We start from the raw sequence: 22,376 nt of genomic DNA, 5'->3' as shown, positions 1-22,376 counted from the left end.
ATTACTTTATATTATTCAAATCGATTAAACATCAATTTTTGCATAGTGTGCATTTTTCTCGATAAACTCACGACGAGGCGGTACATCATCACCCATCAACATAGAGAACACGCGATCTGCTTCTGTTGCATTGTCAATCGTTACTTTACGCAACGTTCTGTGCTCTGGATTAAGAGTTGTATCCCATAATTGCTCTGCGTTCATTTCCCCAAGACCTTTGTATCGTTGAATTGTAACTCCTTTACCAGAACCATCTGTAGAAAATTCTGCAGTTAAACGTTCACGATCTTTTTCATCCCAAGCATATTCTGCTTTCGCTCCTTTTTTGATTAAATATAAAGGTGGCGTTGCAATGTAAATATGTCCTTGCTCAATCAATTCTTTCATGTAACGGAAGAAGAATGTCAAAATTAATGTCGCGATGTGAGAACCGTCGACATCGGCATCGGTCATAATTACAACCTTGTGGTAACGTAATTTTGAAATATTAAGTGCTTTCGAATCTTCTTCAGTTCCGATTGTTACACCTAAAGCTGTATAAATATTTTTAATCTCTTCGTTATCCAAAACTTTGTGCGCCATCGCTTTCTCTACATTCAAAATCTTACCACGCAATGGTAAAATTGCTTGAAAATGACGATCACGACCTTGTTTTGCCGTTCCTCCGGCAGAATCTCCCTCGACTAAGAATAACTCAGATTCTTCTGGCTTACGAGAAGAACAATCCGCTAATTTACCTGGCAATCCGCTTCCTCCCATAGGATTTTTGCGTTGTACCATTTCACGAGCTTTCTTCGCTGCCTGACGAGCTTTTGCTGCTAAAATTACTTTATCAACAATTTGTTTTGCTTCTGTTGGATTCTCTTCTAAGAAATTCGTTAACATTTCTGCCACGATTTTATCAACCGCAGGAGAAACCTCAGAGTTTCCTAATTTCGTTTTCGTTTGACCTTCGAATTGAGGCTCCATTACTTTTACCGAAATCACTGCTGTTAATCCTTCACGGAAGTCATCTCCAACGATTTCAACTTTTTCTTTTGCAAGATTAAAGTTTTCTTCAGCATATTTTTTCAATGTACGTGTCAATGCACGACGGAAACCAGATAAATGTGTTCCACCTTCGTGTGTATTGATGTTATTTACATACGAATGTACATTTTCGTTATACGATGTATTGTATCGCATTGCAACCTCAACTGGAATTCCATCGCGTTCACCTTCCATGAAGATTACTTTGTCCATAATAGATTCGCGGCTACCGTCGATAAACTCAACAAATTCTTTTAATCCTTCTTCAGAATGAAAAGTTTCTGTTACAGGATTTCCATCAGCATCTTTTTCGCGTTCATCAACCAATACAATATTGATTCCTTTGTTCAAGAAAGCTAACTCACGCAAACGATTTGCTAAAGTAGAATAGTTATATGTTTGTACTTCTTGGAAAATTGTATCATCTGGCGTAAAAGTTACTGTTGTACCACTTTTATCAGTCGTTCCAACTTCTTTTACATCGTACAAAGGTTTCCCTTTCGAATATTCCTGAATATATTGTTTTCCGTTCTTGAAAACTTCTGCCGATAAATGGTTAGAAAGTGCATTAACACACGAAACTCCAACACCGTGCAAACCTCCAGAAACTTTGTACGTATCTTTATCAAACTTACCACCTGCACCAATTTTCGTCATTACAACTTCTAATGCAGATTTTCCTTCTTTTTTATGTAAGTCGACAGGAATACCACGTCCGTTATCTTCGACACGAATCGAGTTTCCTTCTAAAATTGTTACCTTGATTGTATCACAGTATCCTGCTAAAGCTTCATCAATAGAGTTATCAACAACCTCGTAAACTAAGTGGTGTAATCCTCTAACTCCGACGTCTCCAATGTACATCGATGGACGAAGACGTACGTGCTCCATTCCTTCTAACGCTTGGATATTATCCGCCGTATATGTGTTATTACTCATAATATGTCTCTAACTTTTTAAAACAAACAAATATAGTGAATTTTGACGAGAAAACCTCTTAAAAAGAACTTAAAGTATTGGATAAAATAACGTTTTAAAATTTAATTTTTGGATTAATTCAATAATTATTGTGTTTAAACTTTTTTACTAAGCAAAACGTGATATAACTCTTTAATCTCTTTTTATTTTCATTTTTTTCTTGATAAAAAAACGAAACAAAAAAATCAAGGTTATAAATCTTTGACTAAAAATTATCAACACTTCGATAATGATTTAAAAATTCACATACGTTCATTAAATCATTTATAACCTACGCTTATTCAATTTTATTAACGTCAAAGCTTTAAATACCATTATTTTTAAACCTTAAAAAAAAGAAAAATAGCTGAATAATTAAAAATCACTATTTGAAAGTTTAAACAAGATTATTGTTAAAATAAAAAACCGAAATCAAATTGATTTCGGTTTTCAAGTATATAATTTCTATAAATTAAATATCTTTCTTTTCTAAATAAACGACTTTCTTCGTTTCGAAGAAATCTTCGTCAAAAAAGTTTTGAATATCAAACAAAACAGCATTTGGAAAACCTGCTAATTCTTCTGTCAAATCACCTCCTTTTAGATATAATAAGCCATTAGGAAAAGGATTAATCGCTTCTTTTTTAAATTTTCCTCGAATCCATTCTGCGAATCTTGGCATTGCTGTCACCGCACGAGAAACCACAAAATCGTATTTATCTGTTAATTCTTCGGCACGTTTTTGTTCTGCTTTTACGTTCGTCAAACCTAAACCGTCAGCCACACCTTTTACAACCTTGATTTTTTTTCCGATAGAATCTACCAAATGAAACTGAACATTCGGAAACAAAATTGCCAACGGAATTCCTGGTAAACCACCTCCAGTTCCTACATCCAGAACAGAAGAACCATCTGCAAATTCCATCACTTTTGCAATCGCTAAAGAATGTAAAATATGGTTCGTATAAATTTCATCAATATCTTTTCGAGAAACAACATTGATTTGATCGTTCCATTCTTTGTACAAATCACCAACTTTCGAAAATTGTTCGATTTGTTTTTCCGTTAAATCAGGAAAATATTTTAAAATTAAATCAATCATTGCTTAAATAATTTCTGAAACTCGCTGACAAACGTAATCTAACAACTTTGTATCGTCTTCTGTAAACGGATTAATTTTATGCGAATCGATATCAATTTGACCAATATTTTCTCCATTTTTGAAAATTGGAACAACAATTTCAGCTTTCGTTTCAATTGAACAAGCCAAATAATTATCTTGTGCATAAACGTCTGGCACAACAAAAGTTTCGTTAGATTCTGCCACTTGCCCACAAATTCCTTTACCATAAGGAATTATTGTATGATCGGTAGCTGCACCAACATAAGGTCCAAGTTTTAGTTCATTTTTATCTCCATTCTTGAAATAAAATCCCACCCAATTATAGTATTCAACTTCGTCACTCAACAATTGACAAATCTTTTGTAATCTATCTTCCGTAGAAATTGCGCTATCAATTATGACATCCACGCGTTTATGTAAATCTTGCATTTTGTTACTTCTAAAAAAGCAAATTTATTGATTAATCATAACTTAATCAAAAGTTGACGTTTTTCATTTATATTTGTTCAAGATTTTTTAACCAAATGAAAGAATTTAAACCTTTATTGTTATTCCTTGCACGTTTTTTAGGAACTTACATTATTTTAAGTTTAGCTTATAAATTGTATTTGGATCAATATTTACCGCACAATACCCCTGATCCATTTACAAAATTAACATCTGATGTAACAGCTTTTGGTTTGAACAAATGTGGTTTTTTTACTTTTTCTAATATTGCAGAAAATCAGCCTTGGATGCGTTTGGTAATGGACGGACAAGTGGCGTCTATTGTAAATGAAGGTTGTAATGCGATTTCTATTCTGATAATTTTCGTAGCGTTTATCGTTGCTTTTTACACGAATTTCAAACAAACTTTTTTGTTTATTTTATCTGGTTTAGCAATTCTTTTTGTGATGAATATTTCGAGAATTATGTTGTTAAATTATATTTTTAGATACCACGCAGAATATGGTAAAATGGCACACGATTATCTGTTTCCTGCAATTATTTATGGTTCAATCGTGATTCTTTGGATTGTTTGGATCAAATTTTTTGTAACAAAATACAATAAGCAAAATGCTAAATAAATATTTACGTTACGCAATTGCAGTTTTACTTGTTTTTGGATTAATATTAGTCCGAAAATTTGAAGATGTTTTATTTTATGATCCTTTCCTAAAATACTTTCATTTTGTTGGTCATTCAAAATTCCCTGAAATTGATTTACCAAAATTGAACGCAAGTCTGATGGTTCGCTATCTAATCAATACATTATTAACGGTATTAATTGTTTGGTTTATTTTCTGGAAAAAAAGTTACGTTAAATTCTCTATCATTATTATGATTATTGGATTAATCGTTCTTTTACCAATCTATAATTATTTGATTTCAACACATTTTTCATCAGGCGAAATGGTTTTCTTTTATGTGAGAAGATTTCTCATTCAGCCCATGTTTTTATTAATTTTAGTTCCTTGTTTTTATTACCAAGAAATACAACATAAAAAAACGGTCGAAAATTAATTTTCGACCGTTTTTTATTTTTTATTTTGACTTTGAAAAATATCTTCCAAAAATTTTATTTTTTCTTCTTCAGACATCGGTTTTTCTCCATTATCATTTAAAGTAATCCCTGTTAATTTATTATTACGAACCGAAAATAATAAATATGAATTTAAATCTATATTTCCTTTTACTTTCTCCTTAAATATTCTCCAAATTATATAATTAGAGTTTCTCTTTAATTCTGATACTAATACTTTTTCTCCGGTTTTCCAATAATCAGTCTCCCATTTATAATATTTCTCTAAAAGTTCACTTTCAGACAAACCTGTTTCATAAAATTCATATTTTTCTGGTTTCGCTACGACAATCATTAAGCTAACATCGGTTTTCTTATTAACAAAATGATATTGACTTGAACTTTTAAGTTGTCCTTTATGTTCCCATTTTCCAGGGAATTCAAAATATTCTTCATTAATGATATAATGAGAAACTTTTTGAGCATTAACAAAATTTGAAAAAAATAATATTACAAAAAGAAATGTAATTTTTAAAAAACTATTTGCTTTCATAATTACAATCCCGATTCTTCTTTTTCTTGTTGCGCATCTAACTTTGCTTGCTCTTTTGCAGCTGCTTCTTGTGCTTTTTGTTCTGCAACTTTACGTTTTTCTTCGTTTGCAATTTCTGCATTCGCTTTGTTCACTGCTTTGTATTTGTACAACCAACCTAAGAATCCACCAAGTATAAATCCAACTCCAGCACCTCCTGTTATTCCGACTAAAAATTCTTTGTCCGCAAATAATCTTGAGATATCTAAATTTGTAAAATAGTACATTGCAACGCTAATCGCAATCAACAAAAATCCAATAAAAGTAGAATAGGTCATCGTTATATGTTTTTAAAATAAATCTTGTAACATTCTTTGGCGAACAGCTTCGTACAAAATCGCTCCAGCCGCAACCGAAACATTCAGTGAAGCAGTTTGTCCAGCCATAGGCAATTTAATAATTTTATCCGAAATTTTAATAATAGAATCCGAAACTCCATCTTCCTCACTTCCCATCACAATAGCTGCAGGAACAGAGAAATCTGCATCATAAATAAATTCTGCTGATTTTTCAGAAGCACTAAAAATTGAGATTCCAGCCGATTGTAAATATTTAATAACATTCACTAAATTTCCTTCTTTACAAACCGGAATATTGTACAACGCTCCTGTCGAAGTTTTGATCGCATCTGCATTTACAGAAGCCGAACCTTTTGCTGGAATAATAATTGCATCAACACCAACACATTCTGCTGTACGAGCGATTGCACCAAAATTACGAACATCAGAAACACGATCTAAAATCAAGATAAAAGGTGTTTTTCCTTGTTCCCAAATTTGAGGTAATACATTTTCGATTGAATCAAATTCGATTGGCGAAATAAATGCATAGACTCCTTGGTGATTTTTTCCTGTAAAACGATTTAGTTTTTCTACAGGTACATAACTTACAGGAATTTCATATTCAGTGATTAATTTTCTCAATTCAGAAAAAATTTCACCTTGTAAACCTTTTTGAATAAAAATTTTGTCGATTGTTTTCCCTGCTTCAATCGCTTCTATTACTGGTCTTAAACCAAAAATTCCCGCTTCGTTTTTCATAAGTGCAAAGATAAAAAATTATACGTAACTATTTACCTATCCTTCTCTTCAATTGTTGTAAATAATTTGGAAAGCTCATATACAACATGCAACCAATAACAATTAGCGAAATCATTGAGATTAAATTTAGTTTGATATGAACAATTTTTGACACAAAAACAACCACCAAAACAACATTAAATAAAGTTTGGAAATAAAAATGTTGCGCAATTTTTCGTCCAAAATCTGATTTGCTATACGAAGCAAAAAACATAAAAAGCACTAAAATTGTAAAAATTAAACTAATTTTCATTCTAAAAAAAATCACTAAATTTGAAAGGTTAAATATACTCAAAATGCAACAATATCACGATTTATGTAAAAAGGTTTTAGCAGAAGGCGCTTTTAAAGAAGACAGAACGGGAACAGGAACTAAAAGTATTTTTGGTTACCAAATGCGTTTCGATTTGTCGAAAGGTTTCCCTTTGGTGACGACTAAAAAATTACATTTAAAATCGATTATCTACGAATTGTTGTGGTTTTTGAAAGGTGATACGAATATCAAATATTTAACAGATAATGGTGTAAGAATATGGAACGAATGGGCTGACGAAAATGGTGATTTAGGTCCTATTTATGGTCATCAATGGCGTTCATGGGGGAAACCAAATGGAGAAGTTGTTGACCAAATTAAAGTTGCGATTGATCAAATAAAAAATAATCCTGATTCACGTAGAATTATAGTTTCTGCTTGGAATGTTGGAGAATTAGATCAAATGGCTTTAGCTCCATGTCATGCATTTTTTCAGTTTTATGTGAATGATGGAAAATTATCGTTGCAATTGTATCAACGTAGTGCAGATATTTTCTTAGGTGTTCCATTCAATATTGCGTCATATGCGTTATTACAAATGATGGTTGCACAAGTTTGTGATTTAGAAGTCGGCGATTTTGTGCATACTTTTGGAGATGCACATATTTACAAAAATCATTTTGAACAAGTTGAACTACAATTAACACGCGAAGCTTTTCCTCTTCCAACAATGAAAATCAATCCGAATGTAAAGGATATTTTTGATTTTACATACGAAGATTTCGAATTAGAAAATTATCAAGCTCATCCTCACATCAAAGGAATTGTAGCAGTTTAATCATAAAAAAACACTTAAAGTCTCCAAATTGGAGGCTTTTTTTGTAACTTTTCGAGAAAATTATCAACCAATAGAAATAAATTTTTACGATGAAAAAACGAATCCTTTGGCTTTCATCAGCCTTTATTATATCAAGTCTTACTTATGCGCAAGTAATGACGCCACCGCCGAGTTATAACGAAAACCAAACGAACAAATTAGATATTTATCGTGCAGAAGCAGAACGAATTAATAATCTTGTTCATACCAAATTGGATCTTAAATTTGATTATGCAAAAGAGCACGTTTTAGGTGAAGCTTGGGTAACATTGAAACCACATTTCTATGCTACAAACAAAGTTACATTAGACGCAAAAGCAATGTTGATTAGCGAAGTCGCTTTGGTAAATGGTGCTACAAAAAAAAAATTAAATTATAAATACGATGATTTACAATTAGTCATCGATTTGGATAAAGAATACAAAAAAGATCAAGAATATACACTTTACATCAAGTATACAGCGCGTCCAAACGAAGTAAAACAAGAAGGAAGTGCGGCCATAAACGATGCAAAAGGTGTTTATTTTATCAATGCAAAAGGTGAACGACCAAATTATCCAACTCAAATTTGGACACAAGGCGAAACTGAATCTTCTTCTTGTTGGTTCCCGACAATTGATAAAACGAATCAAAAAACTTCACAAGAAATCACGTTAACATATCCTGATAAATATGTTTCATTATCAAATGGAACAATGAAATCTTCGAAGAAAAATTCGGACGGAACAAAAACTGATTATTGGAAATTTGATAAAAAACATGCGCCATATTTATTCTTTTTCGGGATTGGAGATTACGCAGTCATCAATGATAAATGGAAAAATATCAATGTTGATTATTACGTAGAACCAGAATATAAAGATGTTGCAAAGCAAATTTTTGGTAATACACCAGAAATGATTCAGTTCTTTTCTGATAGATTAAACTATCCTTATCCTTGGGATAAATATGCACAAATGACGGCTCGCGAATATGTTTCTGGAGCTATGGAAAATACAACAGCTTCTTTATTTCATGATGGTGTTCAGCAAAAAGCTGGTCAATTAGTCGATGAAAACACTGCTGAATATGTTATTGCGCACGAATTATTTCACCATTGGTTTGGAGATTTAGTTACGGCTGAAAGTTGGGGAAATTTAACAGTGAATGAATCGTTTGCTAATTATTCTGAATATTTATGGTTTGAATATAAATACGGAAAAGAGAAAGCGGATGAGCATCGTTACAACGAAATGTTTGGTTATAAACAAGGCGATGGACCAACGAAAAATTTGGTTCGAGTTCATTACAATTCTCGCGAAGACATGTTTGATGGTGTTTCGTACAACAAAGGTGGAATTATCTTACATATGTTGAGAAACTTCTTAGGAGATGATGCTTTCTTCAAAGGTTTGAACAAATATTTGAAAGATAATGAATACGGAAAAGCTGAATCTACTCAATTACGATTGGCTTTGGAAGAAGTTTCTGGTCGTGACTTAAATTGGTTTTTCAATCAATGGTATTACGAAAATGGTCATCCAAAATTAACAGTTGTTTCAGATTATTCTTCAGCAAATAAAAAAATAAAAGTTGTTGTTCGTCAAGATGCTTCAAAATTATTTGAATTTCCTTTTGCGATTGATATTGTCGAAAATGGAAAAACAACGCGTCAACAAGTTTGGGTTCCAAAACAAGCCGAAACTGTTTTCGAATTTGCAGCAAACCAAAAACCTGATGTCGTTATTCCAAATGCGGATCAAGTTTTATTAGCAGATATCGACGATAAAAAACCTGTTGAAGATTTTATTGCGCAATACAAAGCTGGAAAAGGAAATTACACGACACGTTTATTAGCGATTGAAGCAATGGCAAATGCGCAAGCAACTAATCCAAAAGCGGCTGATGCCTTGGTTAATGCTTTAGATGATTCATTTGATGGATTAAGAATTTATGCGATTCATAAATTGGACACAAAATCAAAAACGATTGTTGATAAAGCTTCATCAAAATTAAAACAATTGGCTTCTAATGATCCTAAAACATTGGTTCAAGCGGCTGCTTTAAGTGCTTTGAATGATGCCAATATTTATGATGTAGCAATTTTCGAGAAAGCTTCAAAAAGCCCTTCATTTAGTGTTCAAGGAGCCTCGTTAACTGGAATCTTAAAAAATAATCCTTCAAAAATTAATGATTTAACAACTAATCTTGATAATGAAGTGATTAAAGGTTCACCAGATTTAGCAATGGCATTAGTTCCGACTTGGATCAAAAATAATCAATTGGATAAAGCTGCTTTAATTTCGGAATCTGCTGCGATGTATGAATTCGTAAAATTCCAAGATCCAGAAAAAGGAAAAATTGCTGAACAAGCTTTCAATTGGATTATGAACAATGACACACCAGATGCAACGGCTGAAATTGCTAAAACATATTCGCGTTATTATCCATATTTGAAAGAACAAAATCCACAAGCAGGACAAGCTGTGAAAATGATGGCTGAAAAAGCATTGCAAGTAAAAACGAATGCTGCAAAAACAATTAAATCAGCAACTATTGCAAAACAAGTGGAGCAATTACAAGATGCTATAAATAAAATGAAATAATTCACTAAAATTATTATATTTGTTAAGCTATCCTTGCAAGAGGATAGCTTTTTTTACCTTATAACTTATGATAAACATTGTAGTAGCAAAAGCAAGCAACAACGTAATTGGTGCAAAAAATGATTTGATTTGGCATTTACCAAATGATCTGAAACATTTCAAAAGTATAACTTCTGGGCATCCTATTATTATGGGACGAAAAACGTTCGAATCATTGGGTAGACCTTTACCAAATCGTACCAATATTGTTGTGACAAGAGATCAGAATTGGAATACAGAAGGTATCGAAATTGCGTCTTCTTTACCAAAAGCAATAGAAGTTGCGAAAAAAATTGACGATGATATTTACATTATCGGTGGTGGAAATATTTACAAACAAGCGATGGAATTTACTGATATTTTGTACATCACAGAAGTTCATCACGAATTTGATGGAGACACTTATTTCCCAGAAATAGACTTGGACGAATGGGAAGAAGTAGAACGAGAAGATTTCAAAAAAGATGAAAAACATCCATATGCTTACTCGTTTGTGACGTATAAAAGAATAGATTAGAAACTTTCGTGCATAAAAAAAGCAAGAATTTTGATTCTTGCTTTTATATTTTTTACACCTTAATGTTTTACATCTTGTACTTCGTCTGGATTGTGTTTGTATTTGAACACAATTGCGAACAATACCGTAACAACTAATGCGTAGCCTGCGAAAATAAACCAAGAATGTCTCCATCCTTCTAGCTGCAATGTCAAATCAGTTTGACTATACACTAAATGATTCACGATGTATTGTGCAATTAACATTCCGATTGTTGCTCCAAAACCATTGGTCATCATCATAAAAACTCCTTGTGCAGAAGAACGAATTTCTTCGTTTGTTTCTTTGTCTACATACAACGAACCTGATACATTGAAAAAATCGAAAGCGATTCCGTAAACAATCATTGATAAGATAAACATCCAAACGCCAGATCCTGGATCTCCTAATCCAAATAATCCGAAACGTAAGACCCAACCTACCATTGCCATCAACATCACGATTTTGATTCCGAATCGTTTTAGCACGAAAGGAATTAATAAAATACACAATGTTTCAGAAACTTGAGACAACGAAATTAAAGCATTTGCATTACTTGCTCCCCACGTATTGGCATAATCTGGAATATCCTTAAACGTTGTGATAAATGGATTTGCATATCCATTTGTAATTTGCAAAGAAACGCCTAAAAGCATTGAAAAGATAAAGAAAATTGCCATTTTTCTATCTTTAAATAATGCAAAAGCTTTTAAACCAAATGCATCAGAAATAGATTGTTTTTCAGAACTTTTGTTAACTGGGCAATTAGGTAATAAGAAACTGTATAAAAACAATATAACTCCTAAAAATCCAGATACAAAGAACTGATAATAATTGGATTGAAAACTTACGAATGTTGGATCACTTGAAAAGTTAAATCCAAAAACACCATCTTTAAATCCAGAGAAATTAACAAATAACATCGCTACAATAAAACCAACTGTTCCAAACGTTCTGATTGGAGGAAAGGATTTGATTGTGTCTAAATTATTTTGTTTTAAAATTGTGTAGGCTGTTGAGTTAGAAAGGGCGATTGTTGGCATAAAGAACGCCACACTAACCGAATAAAGTGCGAAGATTGTTGTAAAATCTACATCGTTTCCAGCTGTCATTCCGTAATAACCTGCTGCAAACATAAAAATCGCAGCTAATAAATGATTCAATCCCAACAAACGTTGTACAGGAATCCATCTATCCGCTACAATACCCATTATTGCGGGCATAAAAATCGACACAATACCTTGCATCGCGTAAAAAAGACCAATTTTTGGACCTAAGCCAACTGATCCTAAGTAATTTCCCATAGAGGTTAGGTATGCTCCCCATACCGCAAACTCAAGGAAACTCATGATTGTAAGTCTAAGCTTTACAGACATAATTATTTGAAATAGTTATTAGTTTCCCATGTTATCGATTTGATCACGAAGGCGAGCTGCCAATTCATAATCTTCATTCTTCACAGCTTTTTCCATCTCAGTTTCAAGTTCAGATTTTGTCCAACCTTCATATTCGTTGATATCAGACAAATCATTTTCCAAACCAGCCAAGATATCCAAATCATCTTCGAAGTTATTTGCTGCGCGACGTATATTTTCTTCTTCTTCAATAACGTCCAAATGAATTCCAGCTTTTTCTACAACATTATCATAGGCATAGATAGGTGCATTGAAACGAACAGCCAATGCAATTGCATCAGAAGTTCTCGAATCAATCTCGGCACGTTGTCCATCATCATTCACAAAAACAATATTCGAATAAAAAACACCATCTTCTAATTTATAAATATAAATAGAATCAACATTCAATTGAAATTCTTTTCCTAATGAAATAAACAAATCGTGTGTTAATGGACGAGGTGGATTAATATCTTTCTCTAAAGCTAATGCGATTGATTGTGCCTCAAAGCTCCCAATAATAATTGGCAACTTTCTTCCTCCTACATTTTCCTCTAGAATCAACGCATATGCGCCAGTCTGAGTTTGACTGTAAGATATTCCTTTAATATTTAATCTAATTAAATTGTCCATTTGGGCGTAAATCTATGAAAAACTGATGAATATTTAATCTTTTTTTAATGAATAAAAAAAATCCGAACCACCTAAATGATTCGGATTGAATTTATAATCTTAAAATGATTAAGCTTGACCTTTATATTTTTTTAACTCTTCAGTTAATTTAGGAACAATCTCAAAAGCATCTCCTACGATTCCGTAATCAGCCGCTTTAAAGAAAGGCGCTTCTGGATCATTGTTGATGACAACAATTGTTTTAGATCCATTAACTCCAGCTAAGTGCTGAATAGCTCCTGAAATACCAACTGCGATATATAAATTTGGCGCAATTGCTTTTCCTGTTTGTCCTACGTGCTCAGCATGCGGTCTCCAACCAATATCAGCAACTGGTTTAGATGATGCTGTAGCAGCTCCTAAAACTTTTGCTAAATCTTCGATCATTCCCCAGTTTTCAGGACCTTTCATTCCACGACCTGCAGAAACAACAATATCCGCTTCTTTCAAATCGATTTTATCAGAAGAAGCCATTTCTGTTGAAACAACTTTTACTTTTGCATCTGCATCAGAAACTGATACTGAAGCTGATTCTTCTGAACCTGAAACTGCATTTTCTTTTGCTCCGAATGCGTTTTGTAGAACTGTAACTACAACTTTTCCTGAAACTGCAACAGTTTCTACTCCTTTTCCAGAGAATGCTTTACGTGCAACTGTGAATGGAGAAACTGCTGTTGGAGATTTTTCTACATTTGTTACTAAAGATGCTCCTGTTTTGTATGCTAAAACTGGTGCTATAGTCGCTCCTTCGTTTGTTGATGGTAAAACCACAACATCTCCTTGAGCAACTTCAGCCAAAGCTTTTGCGTAAGAATTTGCATCAAATTTTGCTAAAGCTGCATTATCAACTTTAACTACTTTAGATGCTCCATATTTATATAATTCGTCAGCAGTAGCATTTCCAAAAACGATTGCTGTAACAGTATCTCCAGCAACATCAGCTGTAGCTTTTGCGTAAGAAACTGCTTCTAATCCTGCTTTTTTATATTTTCCGTCGTGTGACTCTGCGTATACAAAAATTGCCATTTTTTAATTTCTTTTTAGGTGAATAATTAGATTACTTTAGCTTCTTCGTGTAATAATCTTACCAATTCTGCTACATTGTCTTTGTCGATTAATGTTACATTACCTCTTTCAGCAGGTTTTACATAACCAACAACTTCAACTTTAGTTTCTGTCGCTTCTGGTGCAACAACTGCGATTTGTTTTGTACGCGCTTGCATAATTCCACGCATATTAGGAATTCTTAATGCAGCCTCGTCAACCAATCCTTTTTGTCCTGCGATAACAGCTGGTAAAGTAACTTCTACAGTTTCTTTTCCTCCGTCAATTTCACGAACAGCTTTTGCAGAAGAACCTTCTACATCAAGACCGATACATCCGTTTACAAAACCATAATCTAACATTGCAGCAACTAATCCTGGTACAGAACCTCCATTATAATCAATTGATTCTTTTCCTGTCAATACTAAATCAAAACCACCATCTTTAGCAGCTTTTGCGATTTGTGTAGCAACAAAGAAATCATCGCGAGCATCAGCATCAATACGAATTCCATCATTCGCACCAATCGCTAAAGCTTTACGCATAACTGGATCTACAGTTGCATCTCCAACAGTTAAAATTGTAACAGTAGCTCCTTGTTTTTCTTGTAACTCTACTGCTTTATTTAAACTAAATTCGTCGTGCGGGTTAATAACGAACTGAACACCATTTTTATCAAATGATTTTCCGTCAGCTGTGAAGTTGATTTTTGCTGTAGTATCTGGTACACTACTAATACAAACTAATATCTTCATAATTTTGTGTTTACTTTTTCTTTTATGTAAAAATAACTAATTTATTTTATTATGCAAGCATAACATTGTTAATTCTTTACTAAGTCGTTACTTTTCGCTTTCAATTGTTTTTTATAAACTGAATTTGAAACCAATACACTTAGTTCGTACAATAACCAAAGAGGAATTGTAACTAAAATCATACTGTACACATCGTTTGGTGTAATTGCAGCTGCAATCACTAATACAACAATAAATGCGTGTTTACGGTATTCTTTCAAAAATTTTGGTGTTAAGATTCCAATACTCGTTAAGAAGTAAACGAAAACAGGCATCAAAAACATAACTCCCATCGATAATAATAATTGAACAAATAAATCGATATAACTTGGCAACGTCCATGTATTTCCTACACCAAAAGGATCGTAAGTGAATAAAAATTGTGTACACAATGGTAGCAACATATAGTAACTAAATAAGACTCCTGTTACAAAGAAAAACGAAACAGCGAAAATGGTAAATCCTGCATATTTTCGTTCAGCTTCTTTTAATGCTGGTTTTACAAATCGCCAAATTTCAAAAATAATATAAGGAATTGCGATAATTACACCACACACAATTACTGCAAAAAATTGTGAAGTGATCTGTCCTGATGGATTAAGATTGGTCAATTCTTTCGAAATATCAAATGATTCGGTATAAATTTTTCCGAAACCTGTTAATTCACCAAATTGATTAAAAATATCAAACGTTGGAAAAGTTGATTTTAATGGAGCCATAATCACATGTTCCACCAATTCGTCCCAATAAATAGCGACTGCAATAGATGTAATCACAATTGATAAAATAGAACGAACCAAATGTCCTCTCAACTCACCAATATGAGCCAAAAATGACATACTCGATTTTGTATTATCTGCCATACGCTTATTCGATTCCTTCGTTTAAAATTGAGTGAATATCCAAAATTCCATAATAATGATTTTCTTCATCAACCACCACCAATTGTCCAATACTGTTGTGACGAAGAATCGCTAAAGCTTCTCTTGCTTTTTCAGCTTTTTTGATTGTTTTCGGATTCATTGAAGCAATATCTTTCGCAGTTAAATGTGCAAAAGTTTCATTATTTAATAACATTCGGCGCAAATCTCCATCTGTTATCACACCAACAATTTTATCATTATCAATCACAACTGTAATTCCATGACGACCTGATGTTAATGAATTAATGACTTCTGTAATCGAAGAATCTGGATGCACAGAAGGTTTTCTTTCTGGATCAACAATATTTTCTACTGTCCACAATAATCGTTTTCCTAAAGCTCCACCTGGATGATATTTTGCAAAATCGTTTTGTGTAAACGCTCTCAATTTCATCAAAGCTACCGCCAATGCATCACCCATTACCAATTGAGCCGTTGTAGAAGTTGTTGGTGCCAAATTTACGGGACAAGCTTCTTTATCAATATTAACATCCAAAACAATGTCTGAATTTTTTGCTAATTCTGATTTCAAATTTGATGTTAAACCAATCAAAACTGATGCATATTGTTTAAGAATCGGAGCCAAATATGTAATCTCTGGCGTATTTCCACTTTTCGAAATACAAATCACCACATCTTCTGGTCGTACAAGACCCAAATCGCCATGAATAGCTTCCGTCGCATGTAAAAATTGACTTGGAGTTCCGGTAGAATTTAAGGTTGCTACAATTTTATTTGCAATGTGTGCACTCTTTCCTACTCCAACAACTACCAACTTTCCTTTCGTGTTATATATCGCATTTACCGCATCAACAAAAGACTCGCTAATACGAGAAGCTATTGCTTCCAGCGCTTGAATTTCTTCTCGAAATACCCCTTGCGCTATTTGTATTAATTCTGAATTTTCCACAATAAAATTTCTATTGTCTATTTTTAAAATTTTTCGTACTTTTACTCTCCTTTTTTATTTACACTCAATTATATATAAATCATATAAAATTTATGTGTATATTTAAGAGTTATCAAATATAGGAACTATTTAATTTATAATATTAATTTTAGTCTTTTGTGTAGATGGAAGCCACTTCGAAAAACTTAACATCTTACCTAAAAAAATATTTTGGTTTCGACCAATTTAAAGGACAGCAGCACGAAATCATTACAAGCTTACTAAATAAAGAAGATGTATTTGTTTTGATGCCAACTGGAGGAGGTAAGTCTTTATGTTATCAATTACCGGCATTAATGTCAGATGGAGTCGCGATTATTGTGTCCCCTTTAATCGCGCTGATGAAGAATCAAGTAGACGCTATACGTGGAATTTCTGAAAATGATGGAATTGCCCACGTATTAAACTCATCTTTAAACAAGTCAGAAACGAAAACAGTTATGACAGATATTAAAGATGGAGTAACTAAAATGTTGTACGTTGCACCCGAATCTTTGACAAAAGAAGAATACATCGATTTCTTTAAATCGGTAAAAATTTCTTTTTTTGCTATTGATGAAGCGCACTGTATTTCTGAATGGGGACACGATTTTCGACCAGAATATCGTAATCTAAAAGCGATTATCAACAAAATTGGTGATGCGCCAATTATTGCTTTAACTGCAACAGCAACACCAAAAGTACAAGAAGATATTCAGAAAACTTTGGGAATGCAAAGCGCTAAAGTTTTTAAAGATTCTTTTAATCGTACGAATTTATTTTACGAAATCCGCCCAAAGGTTGATCAAGACAAACAAATCATCAAATTTATCAAACAAAACGATGGTAAATCTGGTGTCATTTATTGCTTGAGTCGTAAAAAAGTTGAAGAAATTACGCAACTTTTACAAGTAAACGGAATCAATGCCATTCCTTACCATGCAGGTTTAGACGCCAAAACACGTAGCAAACATCAAGATATGTTTTTGATGGAAGATGCAAGTGTCGTTGTCGCTACAATTGCTTTCGGAATGGGAATTGACAAGCCAGATGTACGTTTTGTGATGCATTACGATATGCCAAAATCGTTAGAAAGTTATTACCAAGAAACTGGTCGTGCAGGTCGCGATGGTGGTGAAGGTGTTTGTATTGCTTTCTATGATTATAAAGATATCGAAAAGTTAGAAAAATTCTTAGCAAGTAAACCTGTTGCAGAACGCGAAGTTGGAATGCAATTACTTTCTGAGGTTGTAGCATATGCCGAAACTTCGATGTCGCGTCGTAAATTTTTGTTACATTATTTTGGAGAAGAATTCGACGACAAAAACGGCGAAGGGGCAAATATGGACGACAATATGCGCAATCCTAAAAAAATGATTGAAGCAAAAGATGATGCAGTAATTGCATTAGATGTTGTTCAGAAAACAAATCAAAAATTAAAATTAAATGATGTTGTAAATGTTATAGTTGGTAAAGAAACTTCTATTACAAAATCATATAATTTGAGCTCTGAAGATTTCTTCGGAATTGGAAAAGCAAAAGAAGATTATTATTGGAAATCTATTTTACGCCAATTAATTGTACGTAATTTATTAGAGAAAGAAATCGAATCATATGGTATTTTAAAAATTACCAAATCTGGAAAAGATTTCATTAGTAAGCCAACTTCTTTTGAAATTGCCGAAGATATTGATTTCAAAAAATTATTATCAGAAGGTAGCTTTGAAAAAGAAGAAACATCTTCTGCACCTATTGCTTTTGATGATGTTTTATTGAAACAATTGAAAGATTTACGTAAAAAAATCTCTAAAAAACATCAAATTCCACCTTTTGCAGTTTTCCAAGATTCGAGTTTAGATGATATGACAATGCAATATCCAACAACAGTTAAGGAGTTAACAAATGTGTTTGGTGTTGGAGAAGGGAAAGCTCAGAAATTCGGAAAAGAATTTGTAGATTTTATTGCGCAATATGTTAAAGACAACGACGTTATTCGACCTGAAGATATGGTGATTAAACAAGTTGCTGACAAATCGAGTCACAAAGTTTATATCATTCAATCGACAGACAGAAAGTTAAATCTTGAAGATGTTGCGGAAGCAAAAAATATGACGATGAGCGATTTACTTTCAGAAATGGAAAGTATCGTTTATCAAGGAACAAAATTAAATATCAATTATTATATTGACGAAGTTTTGGACGAAGATCAACAAGAGGAAATTTATGAATTCTTGATGGACGCAGATTCTGACTCAATGTCATCATTATTAGATGAATTTGGTGACGATTATGATGAAGAAGAATTACGTTTAATGCGTATCAAATTCATCAGTGAAGTCGCAAATTAAACCATACAAAAAATAAACTTTCAGCCCAAGGAATGCTTATCTTTGGGCTTAATTATTACAAGAAAAATGAACAATAAAGCAATATTAATGATTTTGGACGGATGGGGAATTGGACCAAACCCTGCTGTTTCTGCAATCGCGCAAGCAAATACACCTTTTGTAGATAGCTGTTTCGAGAAATTTCCACATTCTACGTTGGATACGTTTGGTTTAGCCGTTGGTTTACCAGAAGGACAAATGGGGAATTCGGAAGTTGGACATATGAATTTGGGTGCTGGACGCGTAGTTTTCCAAAACTTAGTTCGAATCAATATGGCGGTTGAAAACGGAACGTTACAAAACGAACCTATCTTAAAAGATGCTTTTCAATATGCTTTAGAGTATAACAAAAAAGTACATTTCATTGGTTTAGTTTCTGATGGTGGTGTACACTCACATATCAATCATTTGAAAGGTTTGTTAGATGCAGCAAATCAATCAGGTTTACAACAAAATGTTTTTGTACATGCTTTCACAGATGGTCGTGACACCGATCCAAAATCTGGCGAAGGATTTATCACAGAATTGATGAATCACATGACAAAATCAACAGGAGAAATCGCTTCGATTACTGGTCGTTATTATGCAATGGATCGTGATAAACGTTGGGAACGTGTGAAATTAGCATTCGATGCAATGGTAAATACAGTTGGTAAAACAACAACAAATCCATTAGAAGCAATTCGTGCATCTTATAATGAAGGCGTAACAGATGAATTCATCAAACCGATTATTGTAACGGATGGAAATGGTCAACCAAAAGCTAAAATCGAGAATGATGATGTAGTGATTTGTTTCAATTTTAGAACTGATCGTGGACGTGAAATCACAGAAGTTTTAACGCAACATGATTTTCCAGAATTTGGAATGCATAAATTAAATCTAAAATATATCACTCTTACAGAATATGATGCTACATATACTGGAGTTGCGGTAATTTTTGATGAGAAAAATATTGTAAATACGTTAGGAGAAGTTATTTCTAATGCTGGTCGTAAGCAAATTCGTATTGCTGAAACTGAAAAATATCCACACGTAACATTTTTCTTCAATGGTGGTCGCGAAGAACCTTTCGTTGGTGAATCTCGTGTTTTATGTGCTTCGCCAAGAGATGTTGCTACTTACGATTTGAAACCAGAAATGGCTGCATATGATATTACAAATGCAATTGTACCAGAAATCGAAAAAGAATCAGCGGATTTCATTTGTCTTAACTTCGCTAATACAGATATGGTTGGACATACAGGTGTTATGTCTGCGGCAATAAAAGCTGCTGAAGTAGTAGATTCTTGTGCGGAGAAAATTGTAAATGCAGCTTTAGAACATGGTTACAATGTGGTGATTTTGGCTGATCACGGAAATTCAGATTTTATGATGAACGAAGATGGATCACCGAATACGCAACATACAACGAATCCTGTTCCATTTATTTTGGCTCAGAAAAATATCGAATGGAATGTTGAGCATGGTAAACTTGGAGATATTGCACCAACTATCTTAACTTTGATGGGAATTGAAATTCCAACTGAAATGACTGGAAACATTATTGTTCAAAAAAAATAACCTAAATAACTTTAAATACTTACAAACATGATTAATAAAATTATTGCTGTTGACTTTGATGGAACTGTGGTAGATGATAAATATCCAGAAATTGGAAAAGCTAAAATCTTCGCTTTCGAAACATTGAAACAATTACAAAACGACGGATATCGCCTTACTTTATGGACTTATCGTAGTGGTAAATATTTAGACGAAGCTGTTGAGTTTTGCAAACAAAATGGTATAGAGTTTTATGCCATCAACAATAGTTTTGACGGAGAGGATTTTGATAAAAATACGCAAAGTCGAAAAATAAATGCCGATATCTTTATCGACGATAGAAATTTAGGAGGTTTCCCAGGTTGGAGTGACGTTTATCAAATCATTACAAAAAAGATTGAATTAAGTGTTCACGCAAACGGGCAAAAAGCTCCTGAGAAGAAAAAGAAAAGAGGATTTTTCGGATTATGATACATTTAAAAAGTAAAGAAGAATTAGAACTAATGTACCTAAGCGCTCAATTGGTTTCAAAAACCTTGGGTATGTTAGCCAAAGAAGTAGTGCCTGGTGTTACAACCAATCATTTAGATAAATTAGGAGGCGAATTTATTCGCGACAATGGTGGATATCCTGCATTTTTAGGAATGTACGATTTCCCTAAAAACCTTTGTATTTCTCCAAATCAACAAGTTGTTCATGGAATTCCAAACGATGAACCACTTAACGAAGGAGATATTGTTTCGGTAGATTGTGGTGTTTATATGAATGATTTTTACGGAGATCACGCTTATACATTTGCAGTTGGTGAAGTAGATGCTGAAACTGAAAAATTATTACGCATTACAAAAGAATCTATGTTCAAAGGAATAGAACAAATGAAAAAAGGTAATCGCGTAGGTGATATCGGTTTTGCAATTCAACAATATTGTGAAAAAGAAGGTTACGGAATCGTTCGTGAATTAGTTGGACACGGATTAGGTCGTAAAATGCACGAAGAACCACAAGTTCCGAATTATGGACGTCGTGGATCTGGTAAAAAAATTGAAGAAGGAATGGTGTTAGCCATCGAACCAATGGTAAATATGGGAACTGAAAAAGTCTTCTTTCATCCAGATGGTTGGACGGTTACAACGCGCGATGATAAATATTCGGCTCACTTCGAACACGATGTTTGTGTAGTGGATGGCGAACCAAAATTATTGTCAACTTATCAGTTTATTTACGATGCTTTAGGAATCGTATCTGACGAAGAAAAACCATTTTTATTCAAACCTTAAGAAAACTTTTGTGAAAAAGCTTTTAAAAAAAATCATGAATATTCTACCTCGTCCTTTATTAATACAAGGTAGTTATATTATTCGTCCTGTTTTAGTTTGGTTTATGAAAGGAAATCGCTTCGTAGACCCAATTGATGGACAAGGTTATTATAGTTTGTTGCCTTATGGTTACGAAAAACAGCGTGATAATGTACTTTCACCCGGAACTTTTTCATTAGAAAGACATCGCTTGATGTGGTTGTACCTAAAAAATGAAACGTCTTTCTTTACTGAAAAAGCTAAAGTTTTGCACATTGCTCCAGAGCAATCTTTTATCAAGCGTTTTCGTGCGATGAAGAATTTAGAATACATCACAAGTGATATAGAATCGCCTTTGGCAGATGTAAAAGCAGATATCTGCGATTTACCTTTTGGTGATGATACATTTGATATCATTTTTTGTAATCACGTTTTGGAACATATTCCTGACGATCACAAAGCGATGAGCGAATTATTTCGTGTCATGAAACCAGGAGGTTGGGGAATTCTGCAAGTTCCAATTTCGTATCAACGTGATGTAACGTACGAAGATCCAACGGTTACAACAAAAGAAGAACGTAAAGAAAAATTTGGACAATATGATCACGTTCGTGTTTATGGTTTAGATTATTACAAACGTTTGGAAGATGTAGGATTTATTGTAGAAAAAGCAGATTACACCAAACAAATTCCTTCGGAAGATGTACTAAAATATTGTTTAGAAAAAGGTGAAATTTTACCAGTTGTTCGCAAACCAGCGGTATAATTCATTTAAAAATAGTCAAAATAAAAGCGTTACTTTTTTGAGTAACGCTTTTATTTTGACT

At 33.3% G+C, this 22,376-nt stretch carries 22 protein-coding genes; 10 read left to right on the top strand and 12 right to left on the bottom strand.

Annotated features, from left to right (window positions below; all coding sequences use genetic code 11):
• Positions 1–24: 24 nt before the first annotated feature.
• The 3 genes from gyrB to B2X73_RS13245 form a co-directional block, all read right to left on the bottom strand.
• On the bottom strand, positions 25–1,968 hold the full coding sequence (gene gyrB, locus B2X73_RS13255) for a DNA topoisomerase (ATP-hydrolyzing) subunit B (protein WP_125349786.1): 1,944 nt from the start codon (positions 1,966–1,968) through the stop codon (positions 25–27).
• A gap of 490 nt (positions 1,969–2,458) precedes the next feature.
• On the bottom strand, positions 2,459–3,085 hold the full coding sequence (rsmG, locus tag B2X73_RS13250) for a 16S rRNA (guanine(527)-N(7))-methyltransferase RsmG (RefSeq protein WP_125349806.1): 627 nt from the start codon (positions 3,083–3,085) through the stop codon (positions 2,459–2,461).
• A 6-nt stretch (positions 3,086–3,091) separates the two neighbouring features.
• Positions 3,092–3,538: a GAF domain-containing protein gene (locus tag B2X73_RS13245; RefSeq protein ID WP_038332644.1), complete on the bottom strand. Its 447-nt coding sequence runs from the start codon at positions 3,536–3,538 to the stop codon at positions 3,092–3,094.
• Between the two features lie 95 nt (positions 3,539–3,633).
• On the opposite strand from B2X73_RS13245, the gene xrtF reads away from it, so the two are divergent.
• Together xrtF and B2X73_RS13235 are read left to right on the top strand one after the other, a co-directional pair.
• On the top strand, positions 3,634–4,176 hold the full coding sequence (xrtF, locus tag B2X73_RS13240; protein ID WP_286495528.1) for an exosortase family protein XrtF: 543 nt from the start codon (positions 3,634–3,636) through the stop codon (positions 4,174–4,176).
• Entirely contained in the window at positions 4,166–4,612 is a 447-nt protein-coding gene (locus B2X73_RS13235) for an exosortase F system-associated membrane protein (protein WP_286495527.1), read from the top strand. Before xrtF ends, B2X73_RS13235 begins: the two co-directional genes overlap by 11 nt.
• Before the next feature lie 14 nt (positions 4,613–4,626).
• Here the strand turns inward: B2X73_RS13235 and B2X73_RS13230 are convergent, their stop codons facing one another.
• The 3 genes from B2X73_RS13230 to rlmB are packed head-to-tail and all read right to left on the bottom strand — an operon-like array spanning position 4,627 to position 6,242.
• The gene (locus B2X73_RS13230; RefSeq protein ID WP_286495525.1) at positions 4,627–5,163 is read right to left on the bottom strand and encodes a hypothetical protein; all 537 of its coding nucleotides are present in this window, start codon (positions 5,161–5,163) and stop codon (positions 4,627–4,629) included.
• A 2-nt stretch (positions 5,164–5,165) separates the two neighbouring features.
• Positions 5,166–5,480, bottom strand: a complete 315-nt coding sequence (locus B2X73_RS13225; RefSeq protein WP_219034412.1) for a hypothetical protein — start codon at positions 5,478–5,480, stop codon at positions 5,166–5,168.
• 12 nt (positions 5,481–5,492) lie between these two features.
• Positions 5,493–6,242, bottom strand: a complete 750-nt coding sequence (rlmB, locus tag B2X73_RS13220; protein ID WP_219034413.1) for a 23S rRNA (guanosine(2251)-2'-O)-methyltransferase RlmB — start codon at positions 6,240–6,242, stop codon at positions 5,493–5,495.
• A gap of 335 nt (positions 6,243–6,577) precedes the next feature.
• Here rlmB and B2X73_RS13215 point away from each other — a divergent pair, with 335 nt between their 5' ends.
• The 3 genes from B2X73_RS13215 (at position 6,578) to B2X73_RS13205 (ending at position 10,552) form a co-directional block, all read left to right on the top strand.
• Positions 6,578–7,372 (top strand): thymidylate synthase, encoded by a 795-nt coding sequence (locus B2X73_RS13215; RefSeq protein ID WP_286495524.1) that lies wholly within the window; start codon positions 6,578–6,580, stop codon positions 7,370–7,372.
• 89 nt (positions 7,373–7,461) lie between these two features.
• Entirely contained in the window at positions 7,462–9,996 is a 2,535-nt protein-coding gene (locus B2X73_RS13210) for a M1 family metallopeptidase (protein ID WP_286495522.1), read from the top strand.
• Between the two features lie 67 nt (positions 9,997–10,063).
• Positions 10,064–10,552, top strand: a complete 489-nt coding sequence (locus tag B2X73_RS13205) for a dihydrofolate reductase (protein WP_115001867.1) — start codon at positions 10,064–10,066, stop codon at positions 10,550–10,552.
• Positions 10,553–10,611: 59 nt separating this feature from the next.
• On the opposite strand, the gene B2X73_RS13200 is transcribed toward B2X73_RS13205, so the two are convergent.
• From B2X73_RS13200 to B2X73_RS13175, 6 genes are all read right to left on the bottom strand, one after another.
• The gene (locus B2X73_RS13200) at positions 10,612–11,946 is read right to left on the bottom strand and encodes an MFS transporter (protein WP_180905208.1); all 1,335 of its coding nucleotides are present in this window, start codon (positions 11,944–11,946) and stop codon (positions 10,612–10,614) included.
• An 18-nt stretch (positions 11,947–11,964) separates the two neighbouring features.
• Positions 11,965–12,597 (bottom strand): bifunctional nuclease family protein, encoded by a 633-nt coding sequence (locus tag B2X73_RS13195; protein ID WP_038332620.1) that lies wholly within the window; start codon positions 12,595–12,597, stop codon positions 11,965–11,967.
• Positions 12,598–12,705: 108 nt separating this feature from the next.
• Positions 12,706–13,662, bottom strand: a complete 957-nt coding sequence (locus B2X73_RS13190; RefSeq protein WP_115001872.1) for an electron transfer flavoprotein subunit alpha/FixB family protein — start codon at positions 13,660–13,662, stop codon at positions 12,706–12,708.
• Positions 13,663–13,688: 26 nt separating this feature from the next.
• Positions 13,689–14,435 carry an electron transfer flavoprotein subunit beta/FixA family protein gene (locus B2X73_RS13185; protein ID WP_115001874.1) on the bottom strand — a complete coding sequence of 249 codons (747 nt, stop codon included), beginning with the start codon at positions 14,433–14,435 and terminating at the stop codon, positions 13,689–13,691.
• A 68-nt stretch (positions 14,436–14,503) separates the two neighbouring features.
• Complete coding sequence (tatC, locus tag B2X73_RS13180) at positions 14,504–15,337, bottom strand: twin-arginine translocase subunit TatC (RefSeq protein ID WP_115001876.1); 834 nt, start codon at positions 15,335–15,337, stop codon at positions 14,504–14,506.
• A 4-nt stretch (positions 15,338–15,341) separates the two neighbouring features.
• A complete protein-coding gene (locus B2X73_RS13175; RefSeq protein ID WP_125349795.1) occupies positions 15,342–16,307 on the bottom strand; it encodes a KpsF/GutQ family sugar-phosphate isomerase in 966 nt (321 codons plus the stop codon).
• Positions 16,308–16,471: 164 nt separating this feature from the next.
• Here B2X73_RS13175 and recQ point away from each other — a divergent pair, with 164 nt between their 5' ends.
• The 5 genes from recQ (at position 16,472) to B2X73_RS13150 (ending at position 22,315) form a co-directional block, all read left to right on the top strand.
• Positions 16,472–18,673: a DNA helicase RecQ gene (recQ, locus tag B2X73_RS13170; protein ID WP_291051262.1), complete on the top strand. Its 2,202-nt coding sequence runs from the start codon at positions 16,472–16,474 to the stop codon at positions 18,671–18,673.
• Positions 18,674–18,739: 66 nt separating this feature from the next.
• Positions 18,740–20,275, top strand: a complete 1,536-nt coding sequence (gene gpmI, locus B2X73_RS13165; protein WP_291047204.1) for a 2,3-bisphosphoglycerate-independent phosphoglycerate mutase — start codon at positions 18,740–18,742, stop codon at positions 20,273–20,275.
• A gap of 27 nt (positions 20,276–20,302) precedes the next feature.
• Positions 20,303–20,725, top strand: coding sequence for a BT0820 family HAD-type phosphatase (locus B2X73_RS13160; protein WP_280045217.1), 423 nt, complete (start codon positions 20,303–20,305; stop codon positions 20,723–20,725).
• Entirely contained in the window at positions 20,722–21,531 is an 810-nt protein-coding gene (map, locus tag B2X73_RS13155; RefSeq protein WP_115001887.1) for a type I methionyl aminopeptidase, read from the top strand. Before B2X73_RS13160 ends, map begins: the two co-directional genes overlap by 4 nt.
• A gap of 34 nt (positions 21,532–21,565) precedes the next feature.
• Positions 21,566–22,315: a class I SAM-dependent methyltransferase gene (locus tag B2X73_RS13150; RefSeq protein ID WP_257468107.1), complete on the top strand. Its 750-nt coding sequence runs from the start codon at positions 21,566–21,568 to the stop codon at positions 22,313–22,315.
• Positions 22,316–22,376 lie beyond the last annotated feature (61 nt).

Source organism: Empedobacter sp. UBA7252 (assembly GCF_002472765.1).
Lineage (GTDB): Bacteria > Bacteroidota > Bacteroidia > Flavobacteriales > Weeksellaceae > Empedobacter > Empedobacter falsenii_B.
Note: the sequence above shows the minus strand (reverse complement) of the source record. Positions and strands in the feature narration are given on the sequence as shown.

Coding starts and splice junctions, on each gene's coding strand:
- B2X73_RS13245 (WP_038332644.1), bottom strand. CDS start 3,538: ATGCAAGATTTACATAAACGCGTGGATGTCATAATTGATAGCGCAATT.
- B2X73_RS13225 (WP_219034412.1), bottom strand. CDS start 5,480: ATGACCTATTCTACTTTTATTGGATTTTTGTTGATTGCGATTAGCGTT.
- gyrB (WP_125349786.1), bottom strand. CDS start 1,968: ATGAGTAATAACACATATACGGCGGATAATATCCAAGCGTTAGAAGGA.
- B2X73_RS13190 (WP_115001872.1), bottom strand. CDS start 13,662: ATGGCAATTTTTGTATACGCAGAGTCACACGACGGAAAATATAAAAAA.
- B2X73_RS13200 (WP_180905208.1), bottom strand. CDS start 11,946: ATGTCTGTAAAGCTTAGACTTACAATCATGAGTTTCCTTGAGTTTGCG.
- B2X73_RS13230 (WP_286495525.1), bottom strand. CDS start 5,163: ATGAAAGCAAATAGTTTTTTAAAAATTACATTTCTTTTTGTAATATTA.
- map (WP_115001887.1), top strand. CDS start 20,722: ATGATACATTTAAAAAGTAAAGAAGAATTAGAACTAATGTACCTAAGC.
- B2X73_RS13215 (WP_286495524.1), top strand. CDS start 6,578: ATGCAACAATATCACGATTTATGTAAAAAGGTTTTAGCAGAAGGCGCT.
- rlmB (WP_219034413.1), bottom strand. CDS start 6,242: ATGAAAAACGAAGCGGGAATTTTTGGTTTAAGACCAGTAATAGAAGCG.
- B2X73_RS13150 (WP_257468107.1), top strand. CDS start 21,566: ATGAATATTCTACCTCGTCCTTTATTAATACAAGGTAGTTATATTATT.
- B2X73_RS13210 (WP_286495522.1), top strand. CDS start 7,462: ATGAAAAAACGAATCCTTTGGCTTTCATCAGCCTTTATTATATCAAGT.
- tatC (WP_115001876.1), bottom strand. CDS start 15,337: ATGGCAGATAATACAAAATCGAGTATGTCATTTTTGGCTCATATTGGT.
- B2X73_RS13185 (WP_115001874.1), bottom strand. CDS start 14,435: ATGAAGATATTAGTTTGTATTAGTAGTGTACCAGATACTACAGCAAAA.
- B2X73_RS13160 (WP_280045217.1), top strand. CDS start 20,303: ATGATTAATAAAATTATTGCTGTTGACTTTGATGGAACTGTGGTAGAT.
- B2X73_RS13195 (WP_038332620.1), bottom strand. CDS start 12,597: ATGGACAATTTAATTAGATTAAATATTAAAGGAATATCTTACAGTCAA.
- B2X73_RS13235 (WP_286495527.1), top strand. CDS start 4,166: ATGCTAAATAAATATTTACGTTACGCAATTGCAGTTTTACTTGTTTTT.
- B2X73_RS13205 (WP_115001867.1), top strand. CDS start 10,064: ATGATAAACATTGTAGTAGCAAAAGCAAGCAACAACGTAATTGGTGCA.
- recQ (WP_291051262.1), top strand. CDS start 16,472: ATGGAAGCCACTTCGAAAAACTTAACATCTTACCTAAAAAAATATTTT.
- xrtF (WP_286495528.1), top strand. CDS start 3,634: ATGAAAGAATTTAAACCTTTATTGTTATTCCTTGCACGTTTTTTAGGA.
- gpmI (WP_291047204.1), top strand. CDS start 18,740: ATGAACAATAAAGCAATATTAATGATTTTGGACGGATGGGGAATTGGA.